Origin of the sequence: Streptomyces sp. NPDC002130, assembly GCF_040296465.1 — a bacterium.
Lineage (GTDB): Bacteria > Actinomycetota > Actinomycetes > Streptomycetales > Streptomycetaceae > Streptomyces.
Map to the genome: position 1 here is coordinate 1 of NZ_JBEOXI010000245.1, position 11,651 is coordinate 11,651.

Annotated in this window: 11 protein-coding genes and 1 pseudogene; 4 read left to right on the forward strand and 8 right to left on the reverse strand. The window is 71.8% G+C overall.

What is annotated here, in order from left to right; genetic code table 11:
• The 5 genes from ABT116_RS33230 to ABT116_RS33250 form a co-directional block, all read right to left on the reverse strand.
• On the reverse strand, nt 1-497 hold a 497-nt coding region (locus tag ABT116_RS33230), incomplete at its 3' end, for a hypothetical protein (RefSeq protein ID WP_351641373.1).
• A gap of 101 nt (nt 498-598) precedes the next feature.
• Complete coding sequence (locus ABT116_RS33235; protein WP_351641375.1) at nt 599-1,090, reverse strand: hypothetical protein; 492 nt, start codon at nt 1,088-1,090, stop codon at nt 599-601.
• An 81-nt stretch (nt 1,091-1,171) separates the two neighbouring features.
• Nucleotides 1,172-1,693, reverse strand: coding sequence for a hypothetical protein (locus tag ABT116_RS33240; RefSeq protein ID WP_197941455.1), 522 nt, complete (start codon nt 1,691-1,693; stop codon nt 1,172-1,174).
• Nucleotides 1,694-1,702: 9 nt separating this feature from the next.
• Entirely contained in the window at nt 1,703-2,167 is a 465-nt protein-coding gene (locus ABT116_RS33245; RefSeq protein WP_351641377.1) for a hypothetical protein, read from the reverse strand.
• A complete protein-coding gene (locus tag ABT116_RS33250; protein ID WP_351641379.1) occupies nt 2,167-2,394 on the reverse strand; it encodes a hypothetical protein in 228 nt (75 codons plus the stop codon). Before ABT116_RS33250 ends, ABT116_RS33245 begins: the two co-directional genes overlap by 1 nt.
• On the opposite strand from ABT116_RS33250, the pseudogene ABT116_RS33255 reads away from it, so the two are divergent.
• Both ABT116_RS33255 and ABT116_RS33260 read left to right on the forward strand, forming a co-directional pair.
• Nucleotides 2,333-3,793, forward strand: a pseudogene (locus tag ABT116_RS33255) (protein kinase domain-containing protein); the annotation flags it as partial. The gene ABT116_RS33250 and the pseudogene ABT116_RS33255 overlap by 62 nt on opposite strands.
• 104 nt (nt 3,794-3,897) lie before the next feature.
• Complete coding sequence (locus ABT116_RS33260) at nt 3,898-4,491, forward strand: ALF repeat-containing protein (RefSeq protein WP_351641380.1); 594 nt, start codon at nt 3,898-3,900, stop codon at nt 4,489-4,491.
• Nucleotides 4,492-4,579: 88 nt separating this feature from the next.
• Here the strand turns inward: ABT116_RS33260 and purH are convergent, their stop codons facing one another.
• Both purH and purN read right to left on the reverse strand, forming a co-directional pair.
• On the reverse strand, nt 4,580-6,142 hold the full coding sequence (gene purH / locus ABT116_RS33265) for a bifunctional phosphoribosylaminoimidazolecarboxamide formyltransferase/IMP cyclohydrolase (RefSeq protein WP_351641382.1): 1,563 nt from the start codon (nt 6,140-6,142) through the stop codon (nt 4,580-4,582).
• Nucleotides 6,139-6,777, reverse strand: a complete 639-nt coding sequence (gene purN, locus ABT116_RS33270) for a phosphoribosylglycinamide formyltransferase (RefSeq protein WP_351641384.1) — start codon at nt 6,775-6,777, stop codon at nt 6,139-6,141. Before purN ends, purH begins: the two co-directional genes overlap by 4 nt.
• 304 nt (nt 6,778-7,081) lie before the next feature.
• Between purN and ABT116_RS33275 the strand changes: the two genes are divergently transcribed.
• A complete protein-coding gene (locus ABT116_RS33275) occupies nt 7,082-7,879 on the forward strand; it encodes a hypothetical protein (RefSeq protein ID WP_351641385.1) in 798 nt (265 codons plus the stop codon).
• Between the two features lie 4 nt (nt 7,880-7,883).
• On the opposite strand, the gene ABT116_RS33280 is transcribed toward ABT116_RS33275, so the two are convergent.
• A complete protein-coding gene (locus ABT116_RS33280; RefSeq protein WP_351641386.1) occupies nt 7,884-9,971 on the reverse strand; it encodes a cell division protein PerM in 2,088 nt (695 codons plus the stop codon).
• Nucleotides 9,972-10,067: 96 nt separating this feature from the next.
• Between ABT116_RS33280 and ABT116_RS33285 the strand changes: the two genes are divergently transcribed.
• On the forward strand, nt 10,068-11,333 hold the full coding sequence (locus ABT116_RS33285; protein ID WP_351641388.1) for a sigma factor-like helix-turn-helix DNA-binding protein: 1,266 nt from the start codon (nt 10,068-10,070) through the stop codon (nt 11,331-11,333).
• Nucleotides 11,334-11,651 lie beyond the last annotated feature (318 nt).

Genomic DNA, 11,651 nt, shown 5'->3' on the forward strand with positions numbered 1-11,651 from the left:
CCAGCTCCGCCGCCAGTCGTAACGATGTTGACTGTCTGCGTGACTGGCCGAGTCAGGAAGGCTAAATGTGCACGGAACGCTGCTTCGTTGCCGACTTCCAAGAACACCGGCGCGGTAATCCTCGCCGACCGAAGCCGTGCCTCGATCCCAGCGACAAACGACTGGATGCTCCCTGCGTCGAGCGTTACCCTGACGTTCGCTTCAGGCAAGTTCTGGATTGCTCTTCGCACGTCGGCGTGGAATCGGGACGTGTCCGCGCGCAAGGAAACGTCTGCGGCGAACTTCATCGCCTTGAGCTTTTCCCGCGTCTCTCGCGCGAACAGACCCGTATCAGCCTTGAGATCGACCTTCGCAGCGAGTTTGATCCGGTCGAAATGCTTCTGCGCTGCTTTCGCTGCTTTCTCCGCAGCGACACGGACACGACGCTCGAACTCAGAGCCGACATTGCCCCAGCGAAGCTCAGCTTCGACAACGGCTTTTGCGTACGGGGCTGTCACGCCGGGGGCTCCTCGGGATCACACAGTGGTGATGCCCGGCCCATAGCCAGCAGCAAAGTTCTATATGCAGGGTATCTGTACCCGGCGGGTTTAGCGGAAAGTCACCGCTGGTGTTGGTTCGCCAACTCAAGCGCAGCCATGAAGTCGTAGCCCTCAGCCTCGTTCGCTTCGGTGGTTGATTCGTCGGTTCGGGACTTCAGCAAGATGCGAGGCGGTTCAGTGGTGAGGTCCGAGTAGAACGCGGCACGCTTGTCCTCGTCCCCCGAAACCCACTTTGTGAGGACAGATTTCGCTGTGTTCGTTGCCGTCGCAGGTGGCAGCGAGATCAGATCAACGCCGCGCATCTGCAGCTCTCCGTCGATCTCGGCCCAGGCACCGAGCACCCGCCACCAGATTTCCTGCACTGTCCATCGCGGCATTCCGAACCAGGCCGCTACGAGCTGATCGGCAACGTCGTTGAGCAAGTCGTTCCCGACCGGTGACTCGAAATCCATTACCTGCTCGTACAAGAACCTCTCGTCTTCTGAATTCTCGAGTGTTCCGAAGACAACGTGAATCGGGCTGTGTGCCATCAAAAGGCTCACCAACTGCACGAGCGGAGGCCGGGTCACGTGCATGACCCGGCCATCCAATTTCCATGCTGTGGGGTCAGAGCCCCACGGTTCAGCCACTACCTAGCGGCGGTTGCGTCCGGCGAGCTCACGACGCTGCGCTCGGTTCAACTGCGGAGTCCAACGATCGATCAGTGCGAGGACAATCTTCTCCAGGATTGCCTGGTCGAAATCATCTCCCGGCGCCATCAACCGATCCTCGATGTACATCAACGACGCGTCGTCGAAGACGTGCGTGATGAGACGCCACACCGCGTGAGCCTTGTCAGCTGCGTTGGAGGACTTCGACATTGCACCGATCAGAAGGTTCCACGCTGCTGGTTCGGGCCGGAATGCGATCAACTCTGTGCCGTCGACGGAAAGGACTTCGGAGTCCGACTTGTCCCGCGCCGGCGCAGTCCGGCCCTTGGTAGTGAACTGCAGCTCTTCGGGAATCGGGTTCTCGTCGTCCTTGACCGCGGCGAGCTTGTCGAGTTCAACGTCCGGGGTTTCGAGGATGTCGACTGCTGCTTCGACTTCGGCGACGGTGGGGTTGCCGTCAGCCTGTGAAGGCTTGGTAGCAGTTTTGCGTGCGCGTGGAGGCATTGGGATTCCTTAGCTGGTGACGGGGCGGATGGTGACGCTGGTGGTGCCGAGAACTGTCTTCAGTGCTTCGGTGAGGAACGGGTTCGGTGGGATTCCCTTGACGGACTTCGCGAACACGAACCCGCCTGGGCTGCGGGACATGCCGCGTGGCATCGGCCCGAAGATCTTGGGCGTCGGGAACTTCAACGCCTTCGCCGACACCGGGACGATCGGCTTCTTGTGCGGGCCGTAGATGCCGGTGCCCTCATGGATCCACTTCGCCCGCTCGAGCGGGGAACCGACCCGCATCCGTGCAGTTCGGCCGACGAGGGTCACGTGATGAGTGATCGACGAGCGGAGCTGCCCGGAGTCGACGGGGCAGTCAGCGCGCGCGTGGTTGACGACTTGCCGGCCGATGTCGTTCATCCGCGCCATGGCGTCGTGCGCGAGGCCTTGCTCCATCCGTTCCCGGTACATCACCACGTGGGAGGGCATTAGCTGCTCTTTCTCCGGGGCCGGGTGGTCTTCGGTGGTTCGTTGTCGAGCTCGGTGTTCAACTCGGCAATGGTGTCGGCGGCATCGGTACGTGCCTCAGTCAGGTTTTCCTGCGCCGCAGTGGCATTCGCCTGAGTATCGGCGAGATTCGCGGCCCGGCGCGTCGGTGACGGCACCGGAACCGGCACCGAACTGCCGCCCACGGCCGCGCTGAAGTTCCTGCCCACCGGGACGGCAACGCCCCGCCGACTGACCCACCTGCGCGAGCTGATCGAGCGGGAGGTCGAGCTGTACCGGCGGCTGCGGCATCCGCGGCTGGTGCGGATGTACCAGACGCTGACGGTCGACGACCCGGCCCACCCGGACCTGGACGGCGCCACCGTCCTCGTCCTGGAGAAGGCCGAGGGCTCCCTGTCGGCCCTGCTCGCCGCCACGCCCCGGCCCGCCACCGGCCCCGCGCTGCTCGCGCAGATCGCCGAGGGCCTCGCCCAGTTGCACGACGCCGGCTGGGTGCACGGCGACCTGAAGCCGGCCAACGTGCTGCTGATGGCGGACGGTTCGGTCCGCCTCGCCGACTTCAACATGGCCGCCGAGCTGGAGGGCACCCACGCCTACACGCCGGCCTTCTCCACCCCCGACTACACCCCGCCGGAACTCCTGTGGACCGAGATCGGTGAACGGGGCCGGCGCATCCGCCCGTCCGCCGACATCTGGGCCTTCGGTGTCCTCGCCCACCTCGTGCTCACCGGTTCCTTCCCGCTGCCCGGGGCCACCCCGGCCGCCCGCCGCGACGCGGCCGCGGCGTACGCCCGCGGTGTCGACGAACTGCGGCTGTCGCCTGAACTGCCCGACGGCTGGCGGGAGATCGTGCGTGCCTGTCTGACCCGGACGCACCAGCAGCGCATCGGCGGCGCGGCGCTGCTGCGCCGGGTGACGTCGGACGCCGGCCCGGGCGGTCGCGTCGTCCGCCTGCCCCGTCTGTGCCCCGCCCGTCGCCTGCGCCGCGGGTCCGTCGCGGCCGTCCTGACCACAGCGGCCACGGCCCTGGCCGCCCTCGTCTACGGCATCAGCGTCTGGGGCGGCGCCGGGAGCAGCGGCGGCAGCGGCTCCGGCGCCACCGCGAACGTCTCCGCGGCCGCGTACGGCGCCTCCGAGCTCCGCACCGACCGGGGCGTTCCGCCCGCCTACCGGCTGCTGATCGTCGAGACGGCGCACGACTGCGACCAGAAGGAGGTCACCCCGGTCCTGATCGCCGCCATGCTGAAGGTGGAGAGCGACTTCGACCCGGACCTCTCGGACCCCGACCACAACGAGTACGGCATCGCCCGCTGGACGCCACGCGTGCTGCGCTGGTGGATGAACGAGGACGGCACCCCCGGCGAGACGGTCCCCCGGCCTCCCTTCCCGCCCGCCGAGTCCATCCCGGCGATGGGCCGCTACCTGTGCTGGATCGCCCCGCGCCTGCACGCGAACCTGCCCGGCGACCGGCGGGTCCTGATCGCCGCCGCGTACCGCACGTCGTACCGGACGGTGAACGCGACGGGCGGCGTGCCCCCGGACGTACACGCCTACGCCGACCGCGTCGCCCACTTCCTGAAGGAGTACACACCCGAGGGCCGGAAGTGACCCCATCGTCGGGGTCGTTGACGTGCCATCATAAATGCGCGGACCGGCCGGGCGGAACATGCGAACATGCTCTCGATTCCCATCAGTTGGAGAGAGGTTCACGCATGAGACTCACCCGCGGTGCCCTGCTCGTCGCCGCCGGCGCCCTTGCCCCCGCCCTCCTGTTCACCACCCCGGCCTTCGCCACGGGCGCGGCTCCCGTGACCGCTGCGGTGGCGGCGGCGCCGTCGGACGGCACGCCGGTGGACGAGATGTCGCTGGACGACCTCCGGTTCGCCATCGTCCGCATCCTGGCCGACCCGGACTCGGGCCGCCGCGTCACCCGCGAGGCCAACGCGGCGCTCGACGGCACCGTGGAGGACATGCGGGAGTTCCTGAAGACGGGCTACCGCCTCGCCCAGGCCGAGGACGACCGCGTCGCCATCGTCCGCATCATCGGCAACCCCGACTCCGGCCGAGGCGTCAAGCGCGAAGCCAACGAGGCCCTCGACATCAACACCCCCGAAGCCCTGCGCGCCTTCCTGGAGACCGGCTACCGGCTCGCCCGGGCCGAGGACGACCGCGTCGCCATCGCCCGCATGCTGGCCGACCCGACGATCAGCGCAGCGCTGCGCGCGGCCGCCGAGGAGGTCATCGACGGCACTCCGGAAGAGGTGCGGTACTTCCTGGAGGTCGGGCGGTACGAGATAGACGGCTGACGCAACGCCGGCGGCTGACGCCTGGCCGACGGCTGACACATACGGAGCGGGCCGGCGAGGTCGCCGGCCCGCTCCGTCACCACCGGGCTCAGTGGAAGAAGTGCCGCGTGCCGGTGAAGTACATCGTGACGCCGGCCTTCTGCGCGGCCTCGACGACCAGCTCGTCGCGGACGGAACCGCCGGGCTGGACCACGGCCTTCACTCCGGCCTCGGTGAGGATCTCCAGGCCGTCCGGGAAGGGGAAGAACGCGTCGGACGCCGCGTACGCACCCGCGGCCCGCTCGGCACCGGCCCGCTCGACGGCCAGCTTCGCGGAGTCCACCCGGTTGACCTGCCCCATGCCGACGCCCACCGAGGCGCCGTCCTTGGCGAGCAGGATCGCGTTGGACTTCACCGCGCGGCAGGCCTTCCAGGCGAAGGCCAGCTCGGCCAGCTCGTCGGCGCTCAGCGCCTCGCCGGTCGCCAGCGTCCAGTTGGCCGGGTCGTCGCCGTCGGCCTGAAGGCGGTCGGTGACCTGCAGCAGCGCGCCGCCGTCGATCGGCTTGACCTCGACCGGGGCGGAGGGGCCGTCGGCGCAGCGCAGCACGCGGATGTTCTTCTTCTTGGTGAGGGCCTCCAAGGCCCCGTCCTCGTAGCCGGGCGCGACGATGACCTCGGTGAAGATCTCCGCGACCTGCTCCGCCATCTCCTTGCTGACCGGGCGGTTGACCGCGATCACGCCGCCGAACGCCGACAGCGGGTCACAGGCGTGCGCCTTGCGGTGCGCCTCGGCGACGTCCGCGCCGATCGCGATGCCACAGGGGTTGGCGTGCTTGATGATCGCGACGGCCGGCTCGGCGTGGTCGTACGCGGCACGGCGGGCGGCGTCCGTGTCCGTGTAGTTGTTGTACGACATCTCCTTGCCGTGCAGCTGCTCGGCCTGGGCGAGGCCGCCCGTGCCGGAGACGTAGAGGGCCGCGGGCTGGTGCGGGTTCTCGCCGTAGCGCAGGGTGTGCTCGCGCTCCCAGGTGGCGCCGAGGAAGTCGGGGAACTGCGACTCGTCGACCGGCGCGTAGGAGGAGGCGAACCAGGAGGCGACGGCGACGTCGTAGGCGGCCGTGTGCTGGAAGGCCTCGGCGGCGAGCCGCTTGCGGGTGGTGAGATCGAAGCCGCCGCTCTGGACGGCCTTGAGCACGTCGGCGTAGCGGGCGGGGCTGGTGACGACCGCGACCGAGGGGTGGTTCTTGGCGGCGGCCCGGACCATCGAGGGACCGCCGATGTCGATCTGCTCCACGCACTCGTCGGGCGAGGCACCGGAGGCGACGGTCTCGCGGAACGGGTAGAGGTTGACGACGACGAGGTCGAACGGCTCGACACCCAGCTCGGCGAGCTGCCGCTGGTGGTCCTCCAGGCGCAGGTCGGCGAGGATGCCGGCGTGCACGCGCGGGTGCAGGGTCTTCACCCGGCCGTCCAGGCACTCGGGGAAGCCGGTGAGCTCCTCGACCTTGGTGACGGGGACGCCGGCAGCGGCGATCTTCGCGGCGGTGGAGCCGGTGGAGACGAGCTCGACCCCGGCCTCGTGGAGCCCGCGCGCCAGCTCTTCCAGGCCGGTCTTGTCGTAGACGCTGACGAGCGCCCGGCGAAGGGGCCGCTTGTTGCTCTCGGCGGTCACTGGATAACTACCTTTCGTCCCTCAATGCGATAGCCGTTGCGGGCGAGGCGCCCCACGACCTCGACGAGCAGCCTTCGCTCGACTTCCTTGATGCGCTCGTGCAGAGCGCCTTCGTCGTCCTCGTCCCGGATCTCCACCACGCCCTGCGCGATGATCGGCCCGGTGTCGACGCCGTCGTCGACGAAGTGGACGGTGCAGCCGGTGACCTTGGCGCCGTACGCGAGCGCGTCCCGCACGCCGTGGGCTCCCGGGAAACTGGGCAGCAGGGCGGGGTGCGTGTTGACGAACCGCCCCCCGAACCGCGCGAGGAACTCCTTGCCGACGATCTTCATGAACCCGGCGGAGACGACGAGGTCGGGCTCGTGCGCCGCGACGGCCTCGGCGAGGGCGGCGTCCCACTCCTCGCGGCTGCCGTGGTCCTTGACCTTGCACACGAAGGTGGGCAGCCCCGCGCGCTCGGCACGCGCCAGCCCCTCGATGCCGTCGCGGTCCGCGCCGACGGCCACGACCTCGGCCCCGTACGCCTGCGCGCCCGCGGCGGCGATCTCGTCGAGCAGCGCCTGCAGGTTGGTGCCGGATCCGGAGACCAGCACGACGAGGCGCTTGGCGCGGGGGGCCACGGGCTTGGCGGCCACGGTGGGGCCTTTCTCGGGGGAGCGTCTGTCCAAGGTGGCCGGCGCGCGACGCTTTGTGCATTCATACGAATGCTTTGCGTCCCCGGATACGGGGAAGCCTACGAACCGGCCGACCGTCAGCAACGATACCGGCACACCGGACGGCCCCCACGGGACGGGGGCAGGGCCGGGAGGTAGCGTCTGGACGGAGCCGGTTCGGGAACGACGTCCGGACGTGGTGCGTTCAGGAGGTGACGGACCCGGGTCCGACGCCGTTCCGTTCCGTCCACTCATTCCTCCTCACCAACGGGAAGACGCTCACCTGATGCCGGACCGCAGCCTGCGACTCCTCACGTTCCCCCAGCTGTCGCCGCAGGGAGGGGAGCGCGGCGCCGTGCTGCTGCGGGAGCGCCCCAGCTCACCGCCCGACGCACCTTCGGGCGGCGACGGCGGGGAGGGGCGGGGCCGCGGGTCCCAGGAGGACAACCCCTTCGCCCCGCCGCCCGAGGGCACGCCGGACCGGCCCTGGCAGCCGCGACGCCCGTCGGGAGAGGACTCTCCGGGCTCCCAGGACGGTGGCGGGCGTGACCGCTCCCCCTGGGGCAGCCAGTGGAGCGACCAGCAGCCCGGCCGCTCCCCCGGCGGTTTCGGTGAGCGCCCCCGCGGCGGGTCCGAGGGCCAGGGCGGCGGCCCCCAGAGCGGCGGCCCGAACATGCGCTGGGATCCGGCGGATCCCGCGCAGCGCCGGGCGCGCTATGCCCTGCTGTCGGGCATGTGGGCCTTCTTCTTCGCCCTCTTCAGCTGGCCGTACGTGGCGCTGCTGCTCGGCGCGCTCGCCCTCTACTGGGCCATCAGCTCCCTGCGCGCGGGGCCCCGCAAGCCCGACCCGGACTCCCCCGCCCCCGAGCAGCAGGGCGGCGGCCGCCCCCAGACGACGGCGGCGGTGAGCGGCCTGGTCACGGCGTCCCTGGCGATCGCCCTGGTCGCCGCGTCCTTCACGGCGCAGCTGGTCTACCGCGACTACTACACGTGCACCACCGACGCCCTCACGAACGAGGCGAAGCAGTCCTGCTCCAAGCTTCTGCCGGAGGAGCTCCGGGGCTTGCTGGGGACGAACGACTGAGGCTTCAGGGGGCTTCCGGCGGGGCGGACCGGTCGGGCGGGGCCGGGGGTTCGTGCCGGCCCGGGGCCGGGTCGGACGGCAGGAAGTCGTAGAGCTCGAAGTCCGTCTCGCGGTCCGGTTCGCGCAGGCCGTGCAGGGCGTCGTACTCGTAGGGTGTGCAGGGGGCGTGGAGCGCGTCCTGGGTGGGGTCCGAGGCGTGCGGCGCCGACCTCCCGTCGGCCATCGAGGCGCCCCGCCCGGCGCGCCCGGTGCCCTCGCCCCTCCGAACGGCATCGAAATCCGCGCCGCCGCCCCAGAGACCTCCGGCGTCCTCGCCTCCCCCACCCCGACCGGCTCCGCGAACGCCCTCGTGGCTCCCGGCACCCCGAGCCCTATCCGATCCCCGAGCGCCTTCGCGGTCCTCGGCACCCCATGCCCGACCCGCTCCCCAAACGCCCTCACGGTCCTCGGCACCCCATGCCCCACCCGCTCCGCGAGCGCCCTCGCGGTCCTCGGCACCCCACGCCCCACCCACTCCCCGAGCACCCTCGCGGTCCTCGGCACCCCACGTCCCACCCACTCCCCAAACGCCCTGGGCGGCTTCCGTGCCCCCGGCCACCCCCGCGATCCCCGCTACTCCGGTGCGCGTGGACCGGCCGCGGTCGCTGCCCTTGCGGGTCCGCCGCTGCTCTCGGGCACCCTCGGTCGACTTCTTCCTCTTCCGCTGTTCGCCGATCTTCGGCTCCTCCGACCCGGGCGTCCGGCACCGCCAGGCCCGGGCTGCCACCGCCGTGGGGATGGACAGCAGGCCCAGCCAGGCCAGCGTCGCGGCGGCGACCTGCCACCACACCGGGCCGAAGCGGGACAGCACGGCAGAACCGAGCGGGCCGCCCGACAGCGCGGCCAGTGCCGCGAGCACGGCCGCGCACAGGACCGATGCCAGTGCGGCGGCACGGGCGGTGCGGCCGGCCGACCATGGCGCGACCCGCGTACCACCCGGTCGCGTCCCGCCGCGCTCCCCGGATGCCGCCCCCTTCGCCACCGTCCAGCCCACGACCACCCCGGCGACCAGCGGCACCGCCCCGGCCGCCCAGTGCGCCGGCGTCCCCTCCCCGGCCTCCGGCACCGCCGCCAGCAGCGGAAACGGCGGCAGGAACGGGGCCGGTGCCGAGGACAGCGGGCCGACCGCATGGCCCGCGCCGAGGGCGAAGCCGGGGCCGAGGGCGTAGGCGGCGCCCCACACCGCCGCGTTCGGCACGAGGGCCACACACAGCAGCAGTACGGCGAACCGCCCCGACCACCCCTCGGTCAGCCGGAGCAACCCCGCCTGGGTCGTCGCACCGTGCCCCACCAGCGACACCGCCACCAGCAGCGCACCGCCCCCGAGGAGCACCGCAACCCCGGCCGCCGCGGCCCGGGCGGCGAGGCCCGGGCGCCTGTCCGGACCGAGCACCAGCGGGCGTACTCCCGACGGCAGCACGCCCAGCAGCCGCCGCAGCGGCCGGCCGGGACGGCCGTACGCCGACCACACGCCCGCCCCCGCCGCCACGACGGCGACCAGCGGAACGCACACCCCCGTCCACGCCCACGACGGCCGCAGCACACCGCCTGCGGCATAGAGGGCGGCGGGCGCGGCGACGGCGAGGTAGCCGAGGACCACGCCCGTCCACGCGGTGCGGGCGGAGACCAGGGGCGGGCCCTCGCTCCCGTCGGCGTCCTCCTCGAGGTCGTCGCCCTCGTCCCCGCCCCCGCCGTCCGTGGCGTCCCGCGCCGCCCGGTGCAGCAGCCACACCGGCAGTGCGAGCAGCAGCAGGGGCGGCAGGCCGAGGGGGGCGGGGACGCCGGAGAGCGTGTCGGTGCGGACCAACTCGGCACCGTGGGCCAGCAGCCACAGCGCCGCCGCCACATGCATGGCGCCACCGGGCCCGCTGTCCGGGTACGGCGAGCTGATCCACAGCAGCGTCACGAGCACGGCGAACGACGCGAGCCCGAGGCCCGCTGCGAGCGCGCCCCCCATGAAGCCGTCGCCCAGTCCGGGTGAACGGTCGCGCATCCGGGTGAGCAGGGGTGACGGCGAACGTCGGCGAGTGGTCATCTCGATCACGACCGCCATGCTCCCAACGACACGCGCTTTACCGGCGTAACAGGCGAACCCTCGCTGTGTCGCTAAAAATACGCTTATGTACTTTTCTGGACGGAGGCGAGCCCTGTGACGCAGAGCCCCGCCCTCCCGCTCCCCCCGCCCAAGGAACGCCGACGCCTGCGCGAGGCCGCCTCGCTGACGCGGGCTCAGCTGGCCTCCCGGGTGGGCGTGACCATCGAGACGGTGCGCGGGTGGGAGACCGGCCGCTCCACGCCACGCGGCCGCAAAGGGGAGAAGTACGCGAAGCTGCTCCACTCACTGGGAGACGAGGCGGAGGTGACGCCTCCTCAGGAGGGCACCACCGACTCGGACGACCCGGAACCGTCACCCGGGGCTGCGTCCGCACGGCGGTCCGCCCGGGCCCGGCGCAAGGCCGCAGCCACCGGCCCGAAACGGCCCGCCGCGAAGGACCGGGGCCGAGGCCCCGTCACCGTCCCCGACCGGAGCCGCACCCCCGTCCCGCACGGACACCGCGTCATCCTCGCCGAGCGCCCGCGTACGAAGCCACCGCGCCGGCCGGACGACGCCGTCACCGCGCTGACGCCCGATCAGGCCTTCGACGCGCTGTACGCCTTCTGCGCCCCCGCGCTCGTCCGGCAGACGTATCTGCTGACCGGCGGTCGCGAACCGGCCCGGGAGTCGGTGGAGCGGGCCTTCCAGATCGCCTGGCAGCGCTGGCCCGAGGTGGCCCGCGACCGCGACCCGGCGGGCTGGGTGCGCGCGATGGCGTACGAGTGCGCGCTCTCCCCGTGGAACCGGCTCCGGCCGCGCCTCCGGCTCCCCGAACGGCCGCCGCCCGACGCGTTCGACCGGGCGCTGATGGACACCCTGCTGAAGCTCCCGCCGTCCTACCGCCGCACGCTGGTGCTCTACGACGGGGTCGGACTCGGCCTGCCGGAGACGGCGGCGGAGACGGAGGCCAGCACCCGTGCGGCCGCGAACCGGCTGGCGCACGCGCGCGAGGCGCTGGCCGAGCGGCTGCCGGAGCTCGCGGACCCGGAGACGCTCCACTGGCGGCTGGTCGAACTCGCCTCCACCGAGCGACTGCGGGCCGCCAAACCGCCGGTCGTGCGCAGGCGCGGGGAACGCCGGGCCCGCTTCTGGACCCGGGCCGCCATCGCCTTCACGGTCGCCCTGATCGGCACCACGGCCCTCACCGTCCGCACGGCCCCCACCCACTACGAGCCGCCGGTACCACCGGGAGAGACGGTTCAGGGAGTACCGCCGCCCGTCGCGCCCGGACCGCTGTCCGAGAAGGAGCGGAAACTGCGCACCAAGCTGCGCGAGGAGCGGCAGGGGGGACCGGACAGGCTGCTTCCGCAGCCGCGGTGACACAGTGACGGCAGTGACGGCGGTCGGGGCACGGATACCGCGGCGGAGACACGGACCCGGCGGTGGTGCAGGGAGATGGCGGCGGGGGCGTGGACCCAGTGGCGGGTGCAGGGATACGGCGACGGGGCACGGATACGGCGACGGGGCTCGGACACGGCGGTGGGGCTCGGACAGGGCGGTGGCTCGGACACGGCGACGGGGCACGGATACGGCGGTGGGCCCGCTCCCCGTAGGGAGCGGGCGCCGCCGTCCGGCGCATGAGATGCACGGACCACGGCTCGGGCCGCCCGGGCAACGCCATGGCGAGGGCCCCCGCGG

Bases quoted from the DNA above. Each gene is read 5' to 3' on its own strand.
- ABT116_RS33240 (WP_197941455.1), bottom strand. From the start codon at position 1,693: ATGCCTCCACGCGCACGCAAAACTGCTACCAAGCCTTCACAGGCTGAC.
- ABT116_RS33245 (WP_351641377.1), bottom strand. From the start codon at position 2,167: ATGCCCTCCCACGTGGTGATGTACCGGGAACGGATGGAGCAAGGCCTC.
- ABT116_RS33260 (WP_351641380.1), top strand. From the start codon at position 3,898: ATGAGACTCACCCGCGGTGCCCTGCTCGTCGCCGCCGGCGCCCTTGCC.
- ABT116_RS33275 (WP_351641385.1), top strand. From the start codon at position 7,082: ATGCCGGACCGCAGCCTGCGACTCCTCACGTTCCCCCAGCTGTCGCCG.
- ABT116_RS33280 (WP_351641386.1), bottom strand. From the start codon at position 9,971: ATGGCGGTCGTGATCGAGATGACCACTCGCCGACGTTCGCCGTCACCC.